Source organism: Pedococcus sp. 5OH_020, assembly GCF_027812955.1.
GTDB lineage: Bacteria > Actinomycetota > Actinomycetes > Actinomycetales > Dermatophilaceae > Pedococcus.
In genome coordinates this window covers 314,271-335,139 of record NZ_JAPYZV010000004.1, presented here as the reverse complement: position 1 = coordinate 335,139, position 20,869 = coordinate 314,271, and the positions used below count along the sequence as shown (strand labels likewise).

The 20,869-nt window shown below is 71.0% G+C and carries 19 protein-coding genes; all 19 read right to left on the bottom strand.

Annotated features, from left to right (window positions below):
- Positions 1 to 544: 544 nt before the first annotated feature.
- Positions 545 to 1,807, bottom strand: coding sequence for a tyrosine--tRNA ligase (gene tyrS / locus PHA84_RS09400; RefSeq protein WP_270887833.1), 1,263 nt, complete (start codon positions 1,805 to 1,807; stop codon positions 545 to 547).
- Positions 1,808 to 1,876: 69 nt separating this feature from the next.
- Entirely contained in the window at positions 1,877 to 2,524 is a 648-nt protein-coding gene (locus PHA84_RS09395) for a DNA-3-methyladenine glycosylase (protein WP_270887832.1), read from the bottom strand.
- Positions 2,488 to 3,240, bottom strand: a complete 753-nt coding sequence (locus PHA84_RS09390) for a succinate dehydrogenase/fumarate reductase iron-sulfur subunit (RefSeq protein ID WP_270887831.1) — start codon at positions 3,238 to 3,240, stop codon at positions 2,488 to 2,490. The genes PHA84_RS09395 and PHA84_RS09390 overlap by 37 nt, the downstream gene beginning before the upstream one ends.
- Entirely contained in the window at positions 3,237 to 5,144 is a 1,908-nt protein-coding gene (locus PHA84_RS09385) for a fumarate reductase/succinate dehydrogenase flavoprotein subunit (protein WP_270887830.1), read from the bottom strand. The genes PHA84_RS09390 and PHA84_RS09385 overlap by 4 nt, the downstream gene beginning before the upstream one ends.
- 84 nt (positions 5,145 to 5,228) lie before the next feature.
- Positions 5,229 to 6,080, bottom strand: coding sequence for a hypothetical protein (locus PHA84_RS09380; protein ID WP_270887829.1), 852 nt, complete (start codon positions 6,078 to 6,080; stop codon positions 5,229 to 5,231).
- Between the two features lie 2 nt (positions 6,081 to 6,082).
- A complete protein-coding gene (locus PHA84_RS09375; RefSeq protein ID WP_270887828.1) occupies positions 6,083 to 6,373 on the bottom strand; it encodes a hypothetical protein in 291 nt (96 codons plus the stop codon).
- A gap of 167 nt (positions 6,374 to 6,540) precedes the next feature.
- The gene (argH, locus tag PHA84_RS09370; RefSeq protein WP_270887827.1) at positions 6,541 to 8,043 is read right to left on the bottom strand and encodes an argininosuccinate lyase; all 1,503 of its coding nucleotides are present in this window, start codon (positions 8,041 to 8,043) and stop codon (positions 6,541 to 6,543) included.
- Positions 8,040 to 8,540 carry an arginine repressor gene (locus tag PHA84_RS09365; protein ID WP_270887826.1) on the bottom strand — a complete coding sequence of 167 codons (501 nt, stop codon included), beginning with the start codon at positions 8,538 to 8,540 and terminating at the stop codon, positions 8,040 to 8,042. Before PHA84_RS09365 ends, argH begins: the two co-directional genes overlap by 4 nt.
- Positions 8,537 to 9,475: an ornithine carbamoyltransferase gene (argF, locus tag PHA84_RS09360; RefSeq protein ID WP_270887825.1), complete on the bottom strand. Its 939-nt coding sequence runs from the start codon at positions 9,473 to 9,475 to the stop codon at positions 8,537 to 8,539. The genes PHA84_RS09365 and argF overlap by 4 nt, the downstream gene beginning before the upstream one ends.
- Positions 9,472 to 10,674 (bottom strand): acetylornithine transaminase, encoded by a 1,203-nt coding sequence (locus tag PHA84_RS09355; protein ID WP_270887824.1) that lies wholly within the window; start codon positions 10,672 to 10,674, stop codon positions 9,472 to 9,474. The genes argF and PHA84_RS09355 overlap by 4 nt, the downstream gene beginning before the upstream one ends.
- Positions 10,674 to 11,630, bottom strand: a complete 957-nt coding sequence (gene argB, locus PHA84_RS09350) for an acetylglutamate kinase (RefSeq protein ID WP_270887823.1) — start codon at positions 11,628 to 11,630, stop codon at positions 10,674 to 10,676. The genes PHA84_RS09355 and argB overlap by 1 nt, the downstream gene beginning before the upstream one ends.
- Positions 11,627 to 12,778 carry a bifunctional glutamate N-acetyltransferase/amino-acid acetyltransferase ArgJ gene (gene argJ, locus PHA84_RS09345; RefSeq protein WP_270887822.1) on the bottom strand — a complete coding sequence of 384 codons (1,152 nt, stop codon included), beginning with the start codon at positions 12,776 to 12,778 and terminating at the stop codon, positions 11,627 to 11,629. The genes argB and argJ overlap by 4 nt, the downstream gene beginning before the upstream one ends.
- Positions 12,775 to 13,185 (bottom strand): ACT domain-containing protein, encoded by a 411-nt coding sequence (locus tag PHA84_RS09340; RefSeq protein ID WP_270887821.1) that lies wholly within the window; start codon positions 13,183 to 13,185, stop codon positions 12,775 to 12,777. Before PHA84_RS09340 ends, argJ begins: the two co-directional genes overlap by 4 nt.
- The gene (argC, locus tag PHA84_RS09335; RefSeq protein ID WP_270887820.1) at positions 13,182 to 14,231 is read right to left on the bottom strand and encodes an N-acetyl-gamma-glutamyl-phosphate reductase; all 1,050 of its coding nucleotides are present in this window, start codon (positions 14,229 to 14,231) and stop codon (positions 13,182 to 13,184) included. The genes PHA84_RS09340 and argC overlap by 4 nt, the downstream gene beginning before the upstream one ends.
- An 87-nt stretch (positions 14,232 to 14,318) precedes the next feature.
- Positions 14,319 to 15,056 (bottom strand): SDR family oxidoreductase, encoded by a 738-nt coding sequence (locus PHA84_RS09330; RefSeq protein WP_270887819.1) that lies wholly within the window; start codon positions 15,054 to 15,056, stop codon positions 14,319 to 14,321.
- Positions 15,053 to 17,587, bottom strand: a complete 2,535-nt coding sequence (pheT, locus tag PHA84_RS09325; protein ID WP_270887818.1) for a phenylalanine--tRNA ligase subunit beta — start codon at positions 17,585 to 17,587, stop codon at positions 15,053 to 15,055. Before pheT ends, PHA84_RS09330 begins: the two co-directional genes overlap by 4 nt.
- Positions 17,587 to 18,681: a phenylalanine--tRNA ligase subunit alpha gene (pheS, locus tag PHA84_RS09320; protein ID WP_270887931.1), complete on the bottom strand. Its 1,095-nt coding sequence runs from the start codon at positions 18,679 to 18,681 to the stop codon at positions 17,587 to 17,589. Before pheS ends, pheT begins: the two co-directional genes overlap by 1 nt.
- 281 nt (positions 18,682 to 18,962) lie before the next feature.
- Positions 18,963 to 20,078 (bottom strand): sensor histidine kinase, encoded by a 1,116-nt coding sequence (locus PHA84_RS09315; RefSeq protein WP_270887817.1) that lies wholly within the window; start codon positions 20,076 to 20,078, stop codon positions 18,963 to 18,965.
- Between the two features lie 10 nt (positions 20,079 to 20,088).
- Positions 20,089 to 20,853: a TrmH family RNA methyltransferase gene (locus PHA84_RS09310; RefSeq protein WP_270887816.1), complete on the bottom strand. Its 765-nt coding sequence runs from the start codon at positions 20,851 to 20,853 to the stop codon at positions 20,089 to 20,091.
- Positions 20,854 to 20,869: the final 16 nt, after the last annotated feature.

Sequence of the window (20,869 nt, the reverse complement as noted above, 5' to 3'; positions counted from 1 at the left end):
GAGTCCACCACCTCGAGACGAGGTAATTGGCATCGATTTTTGACACGCTGTTGAGTTCTCAAGGTTCGCACGCGCACCATCTGCTGGCCTTTCGGCCGGCGTCCGGGGCAACCCTTCAAAGTTACTCGCTTCGCTCTTGGGCGTCAAATCCCGCGCTTCCTGGTCGGAAGCGGTGGATCGAGCGCTCTTGGCTCTCCGCGAGGTGTCCCACTCTAGCAGGCTTTTCGCCGGCCTCCGAACGCCGTTTCCGGCGCCTTCAGCACGCCGGTCTCCCGGATGCCGTTGTGTGGGACGCCCACTGTAGCAGTCCTGCGACCCGCTCCCGGCCACCCTGTCGGGTGCTCGTGAACGTGCTGGTCGCCCAGCTGCTGTTCGATGGGGTCTACCCGCGGGACCGGCCTACTTCGCGAGGACTCACGTCTTCGCGGTGGTGTCCGTTCCTCCCTGTCGGGCTGACGTCGAGAACATTAGACGGAGGCGGTCGGAGAACACAAATCGGCTGGTCGGGCCTCGGGGCACCGTCAGCCGGGGAGGCTGCGGCCCGTCAGCCGGGGAGGCGCGCGGCTGCCAGCGACCGGCGCCCGCGACGCAGCAGGGCCACCCGCCCGTGCAGGAAGTCCTCCTGCGACAGAGGCCGCTCGGGGTCATGTAGCCGGACGTTGTTGAGGGACGCCCCACCGTCGCCGATCGCCCTGCGCGCCGCGTTGCGGGACTCCACCAGGCCCACTGCGACCAAGGCGTCGGTGACCGACATCCCGACCTGCACCTCCGCGCCCGGGAGCTCACCCGTCGCGTCGGTGAGCGTCCTGGCGTCCAGGGCCGTGACGTCGCCCTTGCCGAACAGTGCGTCGGAGGCGGCCGCAACGGCGGCAGTCGCCACCTGCCCATGGACGAGGGTGGTCACGTCAGCGGCGAGCGCCTTCTGCGCCTCCCGGAGGAACGGCCGCTGTTCCAGCGACTCCTCGAGCTCGGCGATCTCGTCCGGTGTCCTGTCGGTGAAGATCTTCAGCAGCTTCGCCACCGACGCATCCTCGACGTTGACCCAGTACTGGTAGAAGGCGTACGGGCTGGTGAGGTCGGCGCTGAGCCAGATGGCGTTTCCCTCGCTCTTCCCGAACTTCATGCCGGCGGAGTCGGTGACCAGCGGCGTGGTGAGCAGGTGCACCGACCTCCCTTCCACGCGGTGGATGAGATCCGCCCCGGCCGTCAGGTTGCCCCACTGGTCCTGGCCGCCAGTCTGCAGCGTGCACCCGTAGTCCCGGAAGAGCTGCAGGAAGTCGAGGCCCTGGAGGAGCTGGTAGCTGAACTCCGTGTAGGAGATGCCTTCGTCACTGGCCAACCGAGCGGCCACGGCCTCCTTGCGGATCATCTGGTTGACCCTGAAGTGCTTGCCGACGTCGCGCAGGAAGTCCAGGGCCGACAGCTGCGCCGTCCAGTCCAGGTTGTTCACCATGACGGCCCGGTTGTCGCCCTCGAAGTCGAGGAACGGCCGCACCTGCTGCTGGATGCGCGCCACCCAGTCCGCGGTCTGCTGCTTGGTCTTGAGCACACGCTCGGCGGTGGGCCTGGGGTCGCCGATGAGCCCCGTGGACCCGCCGACCAGGCAGATGACGCGATGGCCGGCGCGCTGGAGGTGACGCAGGACGACGAGCTGGACGAGGTTGCCGAAGTGCAACGACGGGGCTGTCGGGTCGAACCCGCAGTAGGCGGTGACCGGGCCGTCGGCGAGAGCCTCGCGCAACGCGGACTCGTCGGTGGTCTGGGCCACCAGTCCTCGCCACCTGAGCTCGTCGAGGATGTCTCTCACCGGGGTTCGCTCCTTGGTCGTGGGCATCGAGGTCGGCACCGCTCGCCGAGCACCGGCAGACATCCTGTCTCATGCCGAGCGGCTCCTGGTACGGGGTTTTGCAGGACGGTACGCGGACACGGTGGGCTCACCGTCCAGCCAGAAGCGCCAGGGGTAGGCCGCCGCGTCTCCGCCGGCTCCACTCACCCCGACGCGCGGACCGGTGCGGACCCGCCTTGCGGGCACGTGCTCGACCGGTGCGGTGAAACGCACGGCGGCGTCCGCAGCGCAGACGTCCAACCCGGTGTGCTCGCCCGAGAGCCCGAGAGTCCTCGCCAGCCGCGCCGGCCCGCGAGCCCAGTCCCGGCGCGCGACTCGGGCGCGGCGTGTGGCGGCAACGTCCTCTCCTGCGACAACCTCTCCGGCTCGCAGGAGGACCGCACTCGCCTCACCCTCCGGACCGCACACCACGTTGGCGCACCAGTGCATCCCGTACGTGAAGTAGACGTAGAGACGGCCCGCCACTCCGAACATGACCTCTGTGCGGGGGGTCGGCCCACGGAAGGCGTGCGAGCCAGGGTCCGCCATGCCGGCATACGCCTCGACCTCGGTGAGCCGGACCGTGACTCCCCCGTGGCTCACCGTGGCGCCGAGCAGCGACGCGGCGACGTCCAGGACGTCCTCCGAGAAGAAGCCGCGGCTCAGCTGTCGCGGCGCCTGATCTTGTTGCCCAGCCACACCACCGGATCGTAGTGACGGTCCACGACGCGCTCCTTCAGGGGGATCAGGGCGTTGTCGGTGATCTTGATGTGCTCCGGACAGACCTCCGTGCAGCACTTCGTGATGTTGCAGAACCCCAGGCCGTGCTCCTCGCGGGCGACCTGGCGGCGGTCCGCGGAGTCAAGGGGGTGCATGTCGAGCTCGGCGATGCGCATGAGGAAGCGAGGCCCCGCGAAGCTCGCCTTGTTGTCCTCGTGGTCCCGCACGACGTGACAGACGTCCTGGCACAGGAAGCACTCGATGCACTTGCGGAACTCCTGGCTCCGCTCGACATCCATCTGCTGCATCCGGTACTCCCCCGGCGCCAGGTCTGCCGGCGGGGCGAACGCAGGGATCTGGCGCGCCTTCTCGTAGTTGAACGAGACGTCGGTGACCAGGTCTCGGGTGACGGGGAAGGTACGCAGGGGCGTGACGGTGATCGTCTCGCTCTCGGTGAAGGTGCTCATCCTCGTCATGCACAGGAGCCGCGGGCGGCCGTTGACCTCTGCGCTGCAGGAACCGCACTTGCCGGCCTTGCAGTTCCAGCGGACAGCGAGGTCAGGCGCCTGGGTGGCCTGCAGGCGGTGGATGATGTCGAGGACGACCTCCCCCTCGTTGACGTCCACCGTGAAGTCCTGCAGGTCCCCTCCCTCGGCGTCTCCGCGCCATACCTTGAACGACGCCTGGTACGTCATGCGCTGCTCCCGTCCTGCGGCGCCGGTCCTCGGCGCGCCAGCTCGTCCCCGGTCAGGTACTTCGACAGCTCCGCGTACTCGAAAAGCTCGAGCAGGTCCTGGCGGATCTCGGGCACCGGCTGATGCCTGAGCTCGACCTGGCCCTCCCCGTCCAGCGTGCAGACCAGGTTGACGCCCCGCCACTGCGGGTCCATCCCGGGGAAGTCCTCCCTGGTGTGCCCGCCCCTCGACTCGGTCCGCTCCAAGGCAGCCAGGGCCACGCACCGGCAGACCGCGAGCATGTTGCGCAGGTCGAGGGCCAGGTGCCATCCAGGGTTGAACTGGCGATGCCCCTCCACCCCCACGGACGCCGCGCGGTCATCGAGCCCGTCCAGCACCTTCAGAGCCTCGCGGACCTCCTCCTCGCGGCGGATGATGCCCACGAGGTCGTTCATCCTCTGCTGCAGCTCCTGGTGGACCGTGTACGGGTTCTCGTCGGCCTCGCGGAACGGCGCCAACGCCGTGGCGGCGGCTTCGTCGACGTCCGGCTGTGCGACCACGGGTCTCGCATCCAGGCCTGCCACGTAGGCGGCTGCGCCCAGCCCGGCCCGGCGACCGAAGACCAGGAGGTCCGACAGGCTGTTGCCGCCCAGCCGGTTCGAGCCGTGCATGCCGCCGGCCACCTCACCGGCGGCATAGAGACCGGGCACCCGCGTCGCGGCCGTGTCGGCGTCGACCTCCACACCGCCCATGACGTAGTGGCAGGTCGGACCCACCTCCATCGGCTCGGCCGTGATGTCGACGTCGGCGAGCTCCTTGAACTGGTGGTGCATGGACGGCAGGCGGCGACGGATCTCCTCGGCGGGCAGTCGGGTGGACACGTCGAGGAACACGCCGCCGTGCGGGGATCCCCGGCCCTCCTTGACCTCCGTGTTGATCGCCCGTGCCACCTCGTCGCGGGGCAGCAGCTCGGGCGGCCGCTTGTTGGAGTCGGGGTCCTTGTACCAGCGGTCGGCCTCCTCCTCCGTCTCGGCGTACTGGCCACGGAAGACGTCCGGGACGTAGTCGAACATGAAGCGCTTGCCCTCGGAGTTGCGCAGCACACCGCCGTCCCCCCGCACGGACTCGGTGACGAGGATGCCCTTGACGGACGGGGGCCACACCATGCCGGTCGGATGGAACTGGATGAACTCCATGTTGACCAGGCTCGCGCCGGCGCGCAGCGCCAGGGCATGGCCGTCACCCGTGTACTCCCACGAGTTGCTCGTCACCTTGAAGGACTTGCCGATCCCTCCCGTTGCGAGGATGACCGCGGGCGCGCTGAGCTGCACGAACCGGCCCGACTCGCGCCAGTAGCCGAACACGCCCGCGACCGCCCCGTCGCCGTCCTTGAGGATGTCGGTGACGGTGAGCTCGGGAAAGACCTTCAGGCGCGCCTCGTAGTCTCCACTGTCGCGGTGATCCTCCTGCTGGAGGCTGACGATCTTCTGCTGGAGGGTGCGGATCAGCTCGAGCCCGGTCCGGTCGCCGACATGGGCGAGCCGCGGGTACTCGTGTCCGCCGAAGTTGCGCTGGCTGATGCGACCGTCAGCGGTGCGGTCGAAGAGCGCCCCGTAGGTCTCCAGCTCCCATACCCGCTGGGGTGCCTCCTTGGCGTGCAGCTCGGCCATCCGCGGGTTGTTGAGGAACTTGCCGCCACGCATCGTGTCGCGGAAGTGCACCTCCCAGCTGTCACGCGCGTTGGCGTTTCCCATGGACGCCGCGATCCCGCCTTCGGCCATCACCGTGTGCGCCTTGCCGAAGAGGCTCTTGCAGATGACGGCCGTGCGCAGGCCCTGTTCGCGGGCCTCGATGGCGGCGCGCAGCCCGGCACCTCCGGCGCCGATGACCACGACGTCGAACTCGTGCCTCTCGAGGTCTGTCACGTGGGCTCCTTCGGTTCTGCTTCAGGGGCAGGGGCGGCCGGTCTGCCCCGACGGTCAGGGATGCCGGTGCCCGATGGCGTTGTGCTAGTTGATGATCCGTAGGTCACCGAAGGCCCCCGCGGCCACCAGCGCGATATAGGCATCGGTGACCACCAGGCTGCCCAGGGTGACCCAGGCGAAGGTCATGTGCCGGGCGTTCAGCGCGCTGACCCAGCCCCAGGCCTTGTACCGCAAGGGATGTCGGCTGAAGTGGTTGAGCCGGCCGCCCACGATGTTGCGACACGAGTGGCAGCCCAGGGTGTAGCACCACAGCAGGACGACGTTGGCGAGCAGGATCAGGGTGCCGAGCCCGAGACCGAAGCTGCCGTTCTTGCCGCGGAAGGCGTGCAGCACGTCATACGTGTTGATCAGCGAGACGATCACGGCGGCGTAGAAGAAGTAGCGGTGCAGGTTCTGGACGATGAGCGGGAACCGGGTCTCACCGCTGTAGGCCCGATGCGGCTCCGCCACCGCACACGCCGGCGGGCTCAGCCAGAAGGAGCGGTAGTACGCCTTGCGGTAGTAGTAGCACGTCAGCCGGAACAGCAGCAGGAACGGCAGCGTCAGCACCGCGAAGGGGATGAGCGGCGGCCAGTCTCCGAATGGTGTGCCGAAATGGGCCGAGCCGGGGACGCAGGAGGTCGACAGGCAGGGCGACGCGAAGGGCGTGAGATAGCCGTAGTCGGCGACGAAGTAGTCCTTCTGGGTGCTGGCCCGCACCAGGCCGTAGAGCAGCCAGGCGGTGAAGCACACGAACGTCACCAGTGGTGTGAGCCACCAGCGGTCACCGCGCAGCGTCCTTGCCGCGATCTGTGCGCGGCCGGGGGCGTTCACGCCCTGGTCAGCCGCGCCACGGCGGACGGGCCTGCCGCCGCTGCTCTGGTCGACCTGCGCCATGCTCAGTGGTCCCGTGCGGGGCCGACGCCCTCGTCCTCGGCGTCGGACCACAGCGCGGGGTCGTAGTCCTCGTCCGGGATGAAGACGATCTCGCCCGGTCCCCCGGCGCGGTCCTGTGAACCCACGCCCGCAGCCCTGGCAACGAGGTCGACATCGTCCGCCAGGCGTACGACGTCGTCCCGGAGCCGTTGCACGTCGATCGTGTTGCCGAGCTCCTTGGTGAGCCCGGTCACCGCCCGTCGCAGTCCGGCCACATGCCCGGCAGCCCCCGTAAGGTCGTCCCTGACACCCATGACACCGACACCGTCCTTCGGTCCAACCGTATGGGTCGACAGTGACCCGTAGGGCCGAACCTAGCGCCTCCACCCCCGTAATTCGCACGACCGAACTACAGAAGTTGTGAGTGTCGGGCTCTGCGCAGGGCCGAACCTGGGCAAGTCGTGAGTTCGGTCGGGGGAGGTCAGCGGACCGCGATGGTCTCCGCCGACCACGCGCGCCCCCTGGCGGCTTCCTGGCGAACCCGGACCAGCTGCTCGGCGACGCGCTGCGGCGCGGTGCCGCCCTTCGCGTTGCGGGACCCGAGGGAACCTTCCACGCTGAGCACCTGCCGGACCCCCGGGTTCAGATGCTCGGAGATCCGGGCGAGGTCCTCGTCGCCGAGGTCCCAGAGCTCCAGGCCTCGGCTCTCGCACTCTCGGACACAGGCCCCGGCGACCTCGTGGGCCACCCGGAAGGGCACGCCCTCGCGGACCAGCCACTCGGCGATGTCGGTGGCGAGGGAGAAACCCTGCGGCGCGAGCGAGGCCAGCCGCTCGGTGTCGAAGACCATCGTGGCGACCATGCCGCTGAACGCGGGGAGCAGCACCTCCAGCGTGTCGACGGCGTCGAAGACCGGTTCCTTGTCCTCCTGGAGGTCTCGGTTGTACGCCAGCGGAAGCGACTTCAGCGTCGTCATCAGTCCCGCGAGGTCACCGACCAGACGTCCCGCCTTGCCGCGGGCCAGCTCCGCCACGTCGGGGTTCTTCTTCTGCGGCATGATGCTCGACCCGGTCGAGTACGCGTCGTCGAGCCTGACGAACGAGAACTCCTTCGTCGCCCACAGGACCACCTCCTCCGCGAGCCGGGAGACGTCCACGGCCGTCATGGCCAGGACGAAGGACAGCTCCGCGACGAAGTCCCGGGACGCCGTGCCGTCGATGGAGTTCTCCACTGAGGTGGTGAACCCGAGGTCGCGCGCGACGGCCTCTGGGTCAAGCCCCAGCGAGGACCCGGCCAGTGCACCGGACCCGTAGGGCGAGACCGCCGTACGACGGTCCCAGTCCCGTAGCCGGTCGACGTCGCGGAGCAGGGCCCAGGCGTGTGCCAACAGATGGTGGCCGAGCAGTACGGGCTGAGCGTGCTGGAGATGGGTGCGACCGGGCATCGCCACGTCGAGGTGCCGCTCTGCCTGGAGCACCAGCGCGTCCACCACGTCGAGGACCAGACCAGCCACCGCGCGCGCATGGTCCCGCAGGTACATGCGCAGCAGGGTCGCGATCTGGTCGTTCCGGGAACGGCCGGCGCGCAGCCTGCCCCCCACGTCGGCCCCGGCCCGTTCGATGAGCCCACGCTCGAGGGCGGTGTGCACGTCCTCGTCATCCGGGGCCGGCACGAACTCACCGGACTCCACGTCGTCGGCCAGACGGCCGAGCGCGGCCAGCATGGCGTCGAGGTCGTCGTCCCCGAGCAGACCGGCTGCATGCAGGACGCGGGCGTGGGCACGCGAGCCGGCGAGGTCGTACGGCGCGAGGCGCCAGTCGAAGTGCGTGGACCGGCTCAGCGCCGCGAGCGCGTCGGCCGGGCCCCCGGAGAACCGACCGCCCCACAGGCTGACCCGCGCCGGGTCGCTCGGTTCGGTGACTGAGGGATGGTGGGTCACTGGTACTCCTTGGTCGCCCGAGCCCGCCGGCTCCGGTGTGGTCATTCGTGCGCCGCGGCCAGGCGCAACAGGTCAGCCGCCGTCCGACGGCTGGCCGCCGCACCCGCCGTGATGATCATGACCGTGTCGTCCCCCGCGATCGTGCCGAGGACGCCGGAGAGCTCGGTCTGGTCGATCGCGGAGGCCAGGAAGCTGGCCGCTCCGGGAGGTGTTCGCAGCACCACGAGGTTGTGGGAGGGCTCCGCCGTGACGAGCAGCTCCTCGCAGACGCGGCGCAGCCGCCCCGTCAGCTGCTCGCCGTCCCGGGCCGGGCGAGCGGTGCGGTCCCCGCCCTGCCCGGGAACGGCATACACCAGGGCCCTTCCGGCACGGACCTTGACGGCTCCGAGGTCCAGCAGGTCCCGCGACAGGGTGGCCTGCGTGACCTCGATACCGTCCGCCGCCAGCAGGTCGAGCAGCTCGCCCTGGGATCGGACATCGGTCCGGGCCAGGATCTCCACGATCCGCTGCTGCCGTCCCGTCCGGGTGGCCGCAAGGCTCATGCGCCGCCCTCCAGCAGGAACGAGAGCAGCGCCTTCTGGGCGTGCAGCCGGTTCTCCGCCTCGTCCCAGACGACCGACTGCGGACCGTCGATGACCTCCGCGGCCACCTCGACGCCCCGGTAGGCAGGCAGACAGTGCAGGAACAGGGCGTCCGTTGCGGCCGAGGCCATGAGGGCAGAGGTGACGGCGAACGGCACGAAGGGGCTGGCCGTTCCCTGGCGCTGCGCCTTCTGCCCCTCCATCCCCATGGACACCCAGGTGTCGGTCACCACGACGTCGGCCCGGTCCACGGCGGCGGTCGCCTCGTGCAGGACCGACACGGAGCCGCCCTGCTCGGCCGCGAGCCCGGCCGCACGCTTGAGCACCGCGTCGTCCGGCTCATGGTCCCGCGGCGTCCCGATCCGCACATGCATGCCGGCGAGCGCGCCTCCGAGCAGGTACGAGTGCGCCATATTGTTCGCACCGTCCCCGACGTACGCCAACGCCAGGCCGGCCGGGTCGCCGCGATGCTCGGTGATGGTGAGCAGGTCCGCAAGGATCTGGCACGGGTGGAAGTCGTCGGTGAGGGCGTTCACGACCGGGACGCCTGCGTGGGCCGCCATCTCCTCGAGACGGTCCTGGCCATAGGTGCGCCAGACGACGGCGGCGCACTGGCGGCCGAGCACGCGCGCGGTGTCGGCCACGGACTCGCGCACGCCCACCTGTGCCAGAGCGCCGTCGACGATGAGCGGATGCCCACCCAGGCCCGCGATGGCGCCGGCGAAGGAGACCTGCGTGCGCAGCGTCGGCTTGTCGAAGAGGACGGCGACCTGCTGCGGGCCCGCGAGCGGCCGGCGTGAGAACGGTTCGGCCTTGAGCTCGCGGGCCCGGCGCAGGACCAGGGCCTGCTCGGCGGCGGACAGGTCGTCGTCGCGCAGGAAGTGCCGCACGCTCATCGTCCGGCCGCCGTGGAGGTGTCGTCCAGCAGGGCCGGCAGAGCCTCGACGAAGCTGTCCAGCTCCTCGAGGCTGACCACCAGGGGCGGCGCCAGCCGCAGGGCGTCCGGCGCGACGGGGTTGACGATGAAGCCGGCGTCCCTCGCTCGTGCGGCCACCTCGGCGGCCACCGGATGGGCCAGCGTGATGGCCCGGAGCAGGCCCACGCCGCGTACGCCGGTCACCAGAGGATGGCTCAGCGCCGTGACCGCACGGGCCAGGTGCTCCCCCGCAGCGGTGGCATGCGCGAGCAGCCCCTGTCTCTCGATCGTGTCTATGACTGCGAGCCCAGCGGCGGCCGCCAGCGGGTTCCCGCCGAACGTGGACCCGTGCTGGCCCACCGTCAGCAGTGCGGACACGTCCGAGCCGAAGGTGAGGAGCGCGCCCACCGGTACGCCGCCACCGAGCCCCTTGGCCACCGTGATGGCGTCGGGGACGATAGCCGTCTGCTGGAAGGCGAACCAGCTGCCGGTCCGGCCGATGCCGGTCTGGATCTCGTCCACCACGAGCAGCGCCCCGTGGGAGCGAGTGAGCTCGCGGGCCTGTCGAAGGTAGCCGGGGTCGGGAGCCAGCACCCCTGCCTCACCCTGGACGGGCTCGAGGACGACTGCCGCGGTGTCCGGTCCCACGGCGGCTCGCAGCGCCTCCACGTCGCCATAGGGGACGTGCGTGACCGACGGGATGAGCGGTTCGAAGGGCTCGCGGTACGCGGCCTTGTGCGTCAGGGCGAGCGCGCCCGTCGTTCGTCCGTGGAACGCGCCCTCGGCCGCGACCAGACCGGTGCGGCCGGTGCGCCGGCTCAGCTTGATCGCAGCCTCCACGGCCTCCGCACCGGAGTTCGCGAAGAACACCGCAGACCCTTGCGGCGCCCCGGCGATCTCCAGAAGCCGTTCGGCGAGCTCCACCTGCGCCCGCGAGGTGAAGAGGTTGGAGATGTGGATGGCCTCGCCGGCCTGCTTGCTGACCGCGGACACCAGCGCCGGATGCCCGTGGCCCAGCGCGTTGACCGCGATGCCGCCGACCAGGTCGAGGTAGCGGTGACCGTCCACATCCCAGACCATGCAGCCGTCACCGTGGGACAAGACCAGAGGTGGCCGGCCGAAGACGCCGAGCACCGACGCCTCGTACCGGTCGAGAAGCTCCTGCTGCAGCGAACCCATCAGCGGTCACCTGCTCCGTCGTGGTGGCCCCCGACCCGGTCGGGGAGGATCATCGTGCCGATGCCCTCGGAGGTGAAGACCTCCAGGAGCAGCGAGTGTGGCTGGCGTCCGTCGATGACGTGGGCCTGCGGCACACCGTTGTCGACGGCCCGCACGCAGGCCTCCAGCTTGGGGATCATGCCGGCGTCGACCCGGTCCAGCAGGTCTCGGGCACCACTGACGGTGAGCGAGGACAGCAGGGAGCCGCGGTCGGGCCAGGCGCCGTACACACCCTCCACGTCGGTCAGCATCACCAGCTTGTGGGCGCCGAGCGCGACCGCCAGGGCCGCGGCCGCCGTGTCCGCGTTGATGTTCAGCACCTGGCCCTCGACGTCGAGGTCGGGGGCCACGGTGGACACGACGGGGATGCGTCCGGCGTCGACGATGTCCTGGACCGCTCCCGGGTTCACCGTCACGACGTCCCCGACGAGCCCGAGGTCCACCTGCCGGCCGTCCACCTCGGTGCCTCGCCGACGAGCGCCGAAGAGCCCGGCGTCCTCGCCGGAGAGTCCCACGGCGACCGGTCCGTGCTGGTTAAGCAGGCCCACCAGCTCACGGCCGACCTGCCCGGTCAGCACCATCCGGACGACGTCCATCACCTCCGGCGTGGTCACCCGGAGCCCGCCCCTGAACTCGCTGTGCAGCCCGAGCCGGTCGAGCATCCGGGCGATCTGCGGCCCTCCCCCGTGCACCACGACCGGACGCAGCCCGGCGTACCGCAGGAAGGCGACGTCCTGCGCGAAGGCTGCCTTCAGCGCGTCGTCGACCATGGCGTTCCCGCCGTACTTGACGACCACAAGGGCGCCGCGGAACCGCTCCAGCCAGGGCAGGGCCTCCACGAGGGTCTGGGCCTTCCCCTGCGCCACCCGGAGGGCTGCGGCACCGATGTGCCCCCGGACCGTGTTGGTCCCGGTCATGAGGAGTATGCCGAGTTCTCGTGCACGTACTCGTGCGTGAGGTCGTTGGTCCACACCGTCGCGCTCTCCTGCCCGGCGTGCAGGTCGACGGTCACGTGGACCTCCCGGGGGGCGAGGTCCACCAGTGACCGGTCCTCTCCCAGGCCCCCGCGCCGACAGACCTCGACTCCGTTGATGGACACGTCCAGGTCGTTCGGGTCGAACGCCGCGGAGGTCGTCCCGACGGCGGCGAGGACGCGTCCCCAGTTGGGGTCGTTGCCGAAGACCGCGCACTTGAAGAGGTTGTTCCGAGCCACGGACCGGGCGACCTCGAGGGCGTCGGCCTCGCTGGCGGCGGTGCGGACCTCGATGGCGATGTCGTGGTGAGCGCCCTCGGCGTCGGCCACGAGCTGGCGCGCCAGGCTCGCACACACGTCGGTGACCGCGGCGGTCAGCTCCGCCACGTCCGCGGTCACCCCGGAGGCTCCCGAGGACAGCAGCACGACAGTGTCGTTCGTGGACTGGCACCCGTCCGAGTCGACGCGGTCGAACGTCACCGCCGTGGCGGCGCGGAGGATGCCGTCCAGCTGCTGGGCCGGCACGACGGCGTCCGTGGTGACGACCACGAGCATGGTGGCCAGCGCCGGCGCCAGCATGCCAGCCCCCTTGGCCATACCTCCCACGCTCCAGCCCGGTCCCTGCGCCGCAGCCTCCTTCGGGACGGTGTCGGTGGTCATGATCGCTACGGCGGCTGCCCCTCCTCCGTCCGATGCAAGAGCACCTGACACGCGCTGCACTCCCTCCAGCACCGAGGGCATCGGAAGCAGGGTGCCGATGAGGCCGGTGGAGCACACGACGACATCTGCCGCGGACACGCCGAGGGCTTCGGCGACCTTCTCGGCCGTGGTGTGGGTGTCCACGAAGCCCTGTGCGCCGGTACAGGCGTTGGCGCCGCCCGAGTTGAGCACCACTGCGTCGACCCGGTGGTCCTGGACCACCTGCCGGGACCAGGTCACCGGCGCGGCCTCCACCCGGTTGCTCGTGAAGACCGCCGCCCCGTGGTGGTCGGGTCCGTCGTTGACGACCAGGGCGAGGTCCGTGGCCCCGCTCGCCTTGAGTCCCGCCGCCACCCCCGCCGCACGGAACCCCCTGGCAGTGGTGACGCTCACGACGCCCTGCCCGTCAGGCGGGCCGGAGCCACGGTCTGTCCGCCGCGCTTCCAGATGGCCGCCGCGTCGTCGCTGCGGGCGCTGTCCACGAGGATCCAGTCGGTGTCGTACGTAGAGAGGGCGAGGATGCTGATCCCCTGGCGCGCCAGCGGCTCCAGGAGCCCGGACAGGACTCCCACCATGCTGAAGTCGAGCGGACCGGCGATCTCGAACGCGGTGAGGGGGCCCTGCTTGACCACGCCCGGGGGCATCGCGTCGTACGCGCCGACGACCGAGGTCTCACTGTCGGTGTACGTGATCGAGGCGAGCGGTCCGTCACGCCAGTCCCACGAGGGCTCCTCACGGGCTGCCAGCCGAGCGAAGGCGACCGGCTCAGCGTGCTTCATCAGGTGCAGCGGGAGGCTCACGGCGCGACTCCTGCCACCGGCAGCCCGAGTCCCTCGGGCAGGCCCAGGGCGAGGTTCATGCACTGGACCGCTGCCCCCGCAGTGCCCTTGGTGAGGTTGTCGACCGCCGCCGTCGCGACCACGCGTCCGACCCTCTCGTCGACCGCCACCTGCAGGTGCATCGAGTTGCTGCCGAGGACAGCCCCGGTGGACGGCCACTGCCCGGCCGGAAGCAGGTGCACGAACGGCTCCTCGAGGTAGGCCTTCTCCCAGGCCGCGCGGACCGCCTCCGGCGAGGCGTCCGCCGCAGGGTCGAGCCGCGCCGTGCACGTGGCCAGGATGCCACGCGGCATGGGCGCGAGCGTCGGTGTGAAGGAGACGGTGACAGGTCCTCCCGCCGCGTCCGACAGGTTCTGCTCGATCTCGGGAGTGTGCCGGTGGACACCGCCCACCCCGTAGGGGGACATCGCCCCCATCACCTCCGCGCCGAGCAGGTGCGGCCTGAGGGACTTGCCGGCCCCGGACGTACCCGACGCCGCGACGATGACCACGTCCTGCCGCTGGAGGAGCCCCGCGGCGAAGCCGGGCGCAAGCGCCAGGCTGGCCGCCGTGGGGTAGCAGCCGGGCACAGCGATGCGTGTTGTCCGGGCCAGGGAGTCCCGTTGGTGTCCGCCGCTGGTCAGCGGCAGCTCGGGGAGCCCGTAGGCCCAGGAGCCGGCGTGCGGGGTGTCGTAGTACGCCTCCCAGGCGCCGCGGTCGCGCAGCCGGAAGTCGGCCCCGCAGTCCACCACGACCACGTCCTGCGACAGCTGCACCGCTAGCTGGGCCGAGTGCCCGTGCGGCAGGGCGAGGAAGACCACGTCGTGGCCGGCCAGGGTCCGGGCGCTGGTGTCCTCAAGCATCCGGTCGGCCAAGGGCGTCAGGTGTGGCTGCAGGGAGCCGAGCCGCTGCCCGGCGCTCGTCCCGCCGCAGATGGCGCCCACCTCGACCTCGGGATGGGCCAGGAGGAGCCGGAGGATCTCTCCTCCGGCATAGCCGGAGGCGCCGGCGACAGCAGCTCTGAGCATGTGCATGAATATACACCACAACGGGAAGGTATGCACCGAGGCAGTATGCACCGAGGCAGGCACCGCGGACTCGCTCCGGTCACCCCTTCAGCGCAGCGGGTCGTCCTCGCCCCAGGTCACCAGCGTGATGGTGCGATCCGCCTCGTCCAGCCCTTGCGCGGCTTTGCGAGCCAGGCTCTGCGGGGTGTCGTGACCGGCGCGCACCAGTCGTCCCGACCAGGCGTCGAGGCGACCGTCGGCGAGAGCCAGCACGAGATCCGTGACCTCGCGGGGCGACGTCCACTGCGTCCGGCCGACATGGGACTGCATCGAGGCGGTCATGTCGGTGCGCACCACGCCGGGGGCCAGGTCGAAGGCCCTGACCCCGTACGGCCGGCCAGCCTCGTGGGTCGAACCGGTGACCCGTGCCAGCGCGGTCTCGCTGGCGTTGTAGGCAGAGGCCACCTGACCGGGGTGCGTCGCCGAACCGCTGTTCACGTTGATGACCCGGCCACCGCCGGAGGCGACCAGATGGGGCATCAGGGCGCGCGTCATCAGGTAGGGCCCGCGCACGTTCACCTCCATCGTGCGCCACCACTGGTCCGGGTCGGACTCGTGCAGTGGCACCTCGTCGTCGATGACGCCCGCGTTGTTGACCAGCAGGTCCACGCGGTCATGGCTGCGCAGGATGCCGGCCACCCACCTCTCGACCGCCGCTGGCTCCGTGACGTCCGCGACGGCGGCCGAACCGCGCTCGACCGCATACCCCGCTGCCTCCAAGGCCACCGCGATGTGGTGGCCGATGCCGCGCGAAGCGCCGGTCACCACCGCGACGCGGGGGCTCACCGTTGCACCGCCCCGACGCGGGACGCGGCCGAGGCGACGGCCCGGTCGCGCAGGACGCTGACCTCCTCGGTCTTCAGCGTGCGGTCCCCGGCCCGGAAGGTCAGGCGGTAGGCGACCGACTTCCGGCCAGCTCCGACCTGCTCCCCGTGGTAGACGTCGAAGAGCACCAAGGACTCCAGGTCCGGCCCGGCACCGTCGCGCAACGCCGACTCGACGGACGCGGCCGGCACGGTCTCGTCCACGACGAGGGCGACGTCGGTGTGCGCCATGGGGTAGGTCGACAACGGGACCGCCTGCACGGCCGCACCGGTCACCGAGACGAGAGCCTCGACGTCGAGCTCGGCGGCCACCGTCCGGGGCGGCAGCTCGAGCGCGGCGGTCACCTTCGGGTGCAGCTCCCCGGCATGGCCCAGGACCGTCCCGTCGCGCATCGAGATGAGGGCGCACCGCCCGGGATGCCAGGGGGCGGTGGAGGCGGACGCCACCACCGGGTCCACCCCGAGGGCCGCACACACCGCCAGCGCCCACGACACGGCGTCGGACGCCTCCACCGCACGTGCTGGGCCCCAGGGGCCGCCGGGCTCCGCATCGCCGGAGGCGACCAGCGCCGCATGAAGCGGCTGTGCGGGCACTGCCCCGCGGATCCCCGCCAGGGTCTCCGCGTCCGGCTTGGAGTCGGTCCCCGGGACCGGTGCTGCCTGCGCCGCTCCTCGGCCCACCGTCACCGCACCGAGCTCGTAGAGCCCCACGTCCCTGGCCCCCCGGGCGACGTTGCGCCGAAGCACCTCCACGAGGCTGTCCAGGACGGAGGTGCGCATCAGCGGAGCCTCCTCCGAGAGCGGGTTGAGCAGGGTCTCCGTCCGGCGACGCGGGTCTGCCGGCTCATAGCCCAACCGGTCGAACAGGTCCTGTCCCACAAAGGGGTAGCTGAGCACCTCGACGAGCCCCTGCTGTGCCAGGGTCGCTGCCACCAGCCGGCGTACTCGCTGCGCATGGGTGAGGCCGCCGCCCGCCTTGGGCAGGGGAAGCACCGAGGGGATCTCGTCGTACCCCCGGACCCGCGCGACCTCCTCCACCAGGTCCGGTCCGTCCACCAGGTCCGGCCGCCAGGACGGGGAGCGGACGGTGACGACGTCCGCGCCCGTGTCCTGCACGGCACAGCCGATGGCGCCGAGCGTGGCGAGCACCTCGTCGCGGGAGTACTCCAGCCCCACGTAGCGGGTCGGCAGCGTGGTATCGAAGGTGAACGGCGACGAGGCGACGCGGCGGTCGACGTCCGTCACGCCCTCGTCGGGCGCTCCCCCGCCATACTGGACGAGGAGGTCGACGGCCAGCTGCGCCGCAGCAGCCGTGACCCCGGGGTCCACCCCCCGCTCGAACCTCTTCGACGCCTCGGTGGTGAGCCGGTGACGACGCGAGGACCGAGCCACAGTGACGGGGTCGAAGTGAGCGGCCTCCACGAGGATGTCGGTGGTGGTGTCGGAGACCTCGCTGGACGCCCCGCCCATGACACCGGCGACCGCCAGCGGGGTGTCGGCCCCGTCGACGATCAGCAGGTCCTGCGGCTCCAGCGACCGGGTCACGCCATCGAGCGTGGTGAGCTCCTCGCCCGATCTGGCGCGGCGGGTGCCCACCGACCCGGACAAGGTCGCCAGGTCGAAGGCGTGCAGCGGCTGGCCGACGAGCATCATGACGTAGTTCGTGACGTCGACCGGCAGGGAGATGGCACGCATGCCGAGCTGCGTCAGTCGCTTCTGCATCCAGCGCGGGGTGGGCGCGGCCACGTCCACGCCCCGGACGACGCGGGCGACGTACCGGTCGCAGCCGTCACGGCCGTCGATGGGCGCCTCGTCGGTGAGGTGCACCGGATACCCCTGCTCGTTCGCCGCTGCGACGTGGACGTCCGCCGGGTCGCGGAACGCCACCCCAGTCGACAGGGCGTACTCGCGAGCGATGCCGCGCATCGAGAAGCAGTAGCCGCGGTCCGGGGTGACGTTGACCTCGACGACCTCGTCGGCGAGCCCCAGCAGGGCGATGGCGTCGTCACCGGGCTTGAGGTCCTCCGCCGCTTCGGCTCCCAGCAGCTCGGTCAGCACCACGATGCCCTCGTGGTCGTCCCCGAGCCCCAGCTCGCGGGCGGAGCAGATCATCCCCTGCGAGACGTGCCCATAGGTCCTGCGGGCCGAGATCTCGAACCCGCCCGGCAGGACGCCCCCGGGAAGCACGCACACCACGAGGTCGCCCACGTCGAAGTTGTGCGCGCCGCAGACGATCTCCTGCGGCTTGCCCTCGGTGAGCATCTGCCCGTGCTGGCCGACGTCGACGGTGCACCACCTGATGGTCTTGCCGTTCTTCTGCGGCTCCGCCTCGACCGACAGCACGCGACCGACGAGGATGGGACCGGAGAGGTCGCCCCCACTGAGCCCCTCCTCCTCCAGACCGACCCTGACGAGGGCGGCGGCCACGTCGGACCCCGACGCGCCGGCCGGCACGTCAGCGAGCTCGCGCAGCCAGGACACCGGCGCGTACATCAGATCTCCATTCCGAACTGGCGGGAGAAGCGGACGTCTCCCTCGACGATGTCGTGCATGTCGGCGACGCCGTGCCGCAGCATGAGGGAGCGCTCGATCCCGAGCCCGAACGCGAAGCCGGTGTAGCGCTCCGGGTCGATCCCCGAGGCACGCAGGACCCGCTGGTTGACCATCCCGGAGCCGCCGAGCTCGATCCAGCCCGTGCCACCACAGGTCCGGCACCCCGGGTCCTCGCCACCGCAGACCCAGCACTGGCAGTCGATCTCGGCGCTGGGCTCGGTGAAGGGGAAGTAGTTGGGGCGTAGCCTGGTGACGATGCCGTCGCCGAAGAGCCGCTGCACGAAGGCGTCCAACGTGCCCTTGAGGTGCGCCATGGTGATCCCCTCGTCGACGACCAGGCCCTCGAACTGGTGGAAGACGGGGGTATGGGTCGCGTCGAGGTCGTCGGTCCGGAACACCTTGCCAGGGCACAGGACGTAGATCGGCGGGGTACGGTCCAGCATGGTCCGGACCTGCACGGGAGAGGTATGGGTGCGCAGCACCAGTCCCGAGCCGGCGGGGGCGACGAAGAAGGTGTCCGCCTCGCCCCGGGCCGGGTGGTCGGCGCCGATGTTGAGGGCGTCGAAGTTGAGCCACTCCGACTCGATCTCCGGGCCTTCGGCGATCTCCCAGCCCATGGCCACGAAGATGTCCTCCACCCGTTCGGTGACCAGGCTGATCGGGTGCCTCGCGCCGAGCCGGTGGCGGGGAACGCGGACCGTGAGGTCCTGCGTCTCCTCCACGAGGATGCGCTCGTCGCGCAGCCTCTCCAGCTCCGCCAGACGCCAGGCGATCGCCTGGGCGACGCGCCCGCGGGCCTGACCCACCCGCTTGCCCGCCTCCGCCTTGGCGCTCGGAGGCAGGGCGCCGATCTCCCGGTTGGCCAGGGCCAGGGCACTCTTCTCACCGTGGTGCGCCAGCCGGACGGCCTTGAGCTCCTCCAGGGAACCGGCGCCCCGGATCGCCTCCAGCGCCTCCTCGACGGCTCGCTCGACGGCCTCGGGGTCGAGGGTGGCCACCTCGACAGGGTCGTACTGCTTGTTCGGTCCAGACATCGTCATCCACTCTGCTCGTCGGCGCGGCGCACCGAAGTCTAGGGCGCTTCGGGAAAGCCTCCGGAGGCGGTGGGCGAGGCGCGAGGATGCCGACGGTCGGCTCGTGGAGCGGTCCTGCGACCCTCCGTGGCGACCTGTTCGGTGGTGCCCTCAGCGCAGCGCGGAAGCCGCGTCCGAAGGCGCGGTAAATCGCCGGCTGTGGCCACTCATACGGCAAGCCTGCGCCCCACCGTCGCGCCGGCGCAACCGAGTATCGTCCGCCGAGAGGTCAGACGCGGGGCTCAGGCGAGATAGTCCGGCGGCTCGGACGGCAGGCTCAGCCGGAACAGGGCCCCGCCGCTGGGCGCGGACTCCACGTGGACGCGTCCGCCGTGGGCCTCCACGAGGCCCTTGACCACGTACAGCCCGAGACCGGTGCTGCCCCGCCCCGACCCGTGCCAGAACCGGCTGAACACGAGGTCGCGGTGGTCCGCGGCGATTCCCTTGCCCTCGTCGCTGACCAGGAGGTCAACGCCCGTGGCGGTGTGGCCCTTGGCCTCGAGCACCTCCTGCGCGTCACCGCTGGAGGGGCGGGCGGCCAGGGTGACCACTCCCTCGCCGTGCCGGAAGCAGTTCTCGATGAGGTTCGAGAGGATCTGGTCGAGCCGGTCCGGGTCGGCCCAGACCTCGGGAAGGTCCGACGGCACGTCGATGGTGAAGCGCTCGCGGTCGTACCCGCTGGCCACGGCCCGTTCGACGTGCCGGCCGTATACGGCCGACACGTCCACCGGCAGCGGGCGGATCTGGAGCCGACCCGCGTCGATGCGCGAGACGTCGAGCAGCTCGGTGATGAGCCGGGTGACCCGGTCTGCGTCGGCCTCGATGGTCTCGATCATCAGCCGCTTCTGGTCGTCGGTGAAGCGCTCCCAGCGCCGCAGCAGCGTGGAGGAGAACCCTTTCACCGACGTCAGCGGCGAACGGAGCTCGTGGGCCACGGTGGAGATGAGGGCCGCGTGGTCCGCCTCCAGCCGCCGCCGCGCCTCCGCGTCGCGCAGCATCAGGATGACGCGGTTGACCGGCTGGTTGCGCCCCGGCCGGAGGTACTTAGCGGTGACGAGCACCTCGGCGCCCCCCTCGACGACGAGGAACTTCTCGCGGTGACCGGTGCGGATGTTGAGGCCGCGCCAGGGATCGGTGACCTCCCACCAGTCCGTGCCGTCGCCGTCGCGCAGGACCAGCGCCTTGCGGATGTCGCGCCCGACGAGGTCTCCCGGGTCCATGCCGAGCACCTGGATGGCCCGCCGGTTGAGGAAGCTCACCTTCGCGTCGGCCTCGGCCGCGATCATGCCGTCCGGCAGCAGCTCGCTCGCCATCGCCGCGCGGTCTGGCGGGAGGATGGAGCCGGGCCGGAAGTCCATGCGGCGAACCCTAGCCTCTCTGTGCCGCGGCGGACGTGTAGAGACAGACGGTGGCAGCCATCGCAAGGTTGAGCGACTCCGCCTTGCCGTAGATCGGCACCCGCACCACCTCGTCGCACAGCTCGAGCACCTGCGGGTCCAGCCCCCACGCCTCGTTCCCCAGGACCCAGACGTGTGGACGTCCGAGGTCCACCTCCGGAAGGAGCGCCGGACCGGCACCGTCGGCTGCCAGCACCCGCAGGCCCGCTCCCCGCAAGCGGGCGATGGTCTGCTCGATGCCGAGGCCCGTCACGACCGGCAGGTGGAACAGCGACCCCGCGGTGGAACGCACCACCTTGGGCCCGAAGACGTCCACCGAGGCCTCGCTGACCAGGACCGCGTCGGCCCCTGCGGCGTCCGCGCCCCGGACCACCGTCCCCGCGTTGCCGGGGTCCCGGACGTTCGTCAGCAGCACGAGCAGCGCGGGAGCCGAGGCCAGCACGTCGTCGAGCGCCGCGGTCAGGAGCCGGCACACGGCGGCGAGCCCTTGAGGCGACGGGGTGTCGCACATCGCCGCTAGCACGTCGTCGCTCACGAGCTGCGGGCGCAGCCCCGCGGCGTGGGCGTGCGCGACGATGTCGTCGTGCCGCCCGGCCGCCTCGGCGGTGAGGTAGAGGTCCAGGACCGCGGTGGGGTGGTACCGCACGACCTCGCGCACCGACTGGGGGCCTTCCACGAGGAAGCGCCCAGTCCGCTCACGCACCGAGCGCCGGGACAGCGCCCGTACCGCTTTCACCCGGTCGGACCTCGAG

What these genes read in the sequence shown, in the direction of transcription:
- PHA84_RS09390 (WP_270887831.1), bottom strand. Translation starts at nt 3,240, where the DNA reads ATGACGTACCAGGCGTCGTTCAAGGTATGGCGCGGAGACGCCGAGGGA.
- PHA84_RS09380 (WP_270887829.1), bottom strand. Translation starts at nt 6,080, where the DNA reads ATGGCGCAGGTCGACCAGAGCAGCGGCGGCAGGCCCGTCCGCCGTGGC.
- PHA84_RS09375 (WP_270887828.1), bottom strand. Translation starts at nt 6,373, where the DNA reads ATGGGTGTCAGGGACGACCTTACGGGGGCTGCCGGGCATGTGGCCGGA.
- argH (WP_270887827.1), bottom strand. Translation starts at nt 8,043, where the DNA reads ATGACCACACCGGAGCCGGCGGGCTCGGGCGACCAAGGAGTACCAGTG.
- PHA84_RS09365 (WP_270887826.1), bottom strand. Translation starts at nt 8,540, where the DNA reads ATGAGCCTTGCGGCCACCCGGACGGGACGGCAGCAGCGGATCGTGGAG.
- argF (WP_270887825.1), bottom strand. Translation starts at nt 9,475, where the DNA reads ATGAGCGTGCGGCACTTCCTGCGCGACGACGACCTGTCCGCCGCCGAG.
- PHA84_RS09355 (WP_270887824.1), bottom strand. Translation starts at nt 10,674, where the DNA reads ATGGGTTCGCTGCAGCAGGAGCTTCTCGACCGGTACGAGGCGTCGGTG.
- argB (WP_270887823.1), bottom strand. Translation starts at nt 11,630, where the DNA reads ATGACCGGGACCAACACGGTCCGGGGGCACATCGGTGCCGCAGCCCTC.
- argC (WP_270887820.1), bottom strand. Translation starts at nt 14,231, where the DNA reads ATGCTCAGAGCTGCTGTCGCCGGCGCCTCCGGCTATGCCGGAGGAGAG.
- pheT (WP_270887818.1), bottom strand. Translation starts at nt 17,587, where the DNA reads ATGTACGCGCCGGTGTCCTGGCTGCGCGAGCTCGCTGACGTGCCGGCC.
- pheS (WP_270887931.1), bottom strand. Translation starts at nt 18,681, where the DNA reads ATGTCTGGACCGAACAAGCAGTACGACCCTGTCGAGGTGGCCACCCTC.
- PHA84_RS09315 (WP_270887817.1), bottom strand. Translation starts at nt 20,078, where the DNA reads ATGGACTTCCGGCCCGGCTCCATCCTCCCGCCAGACCGCGCGGCGATG.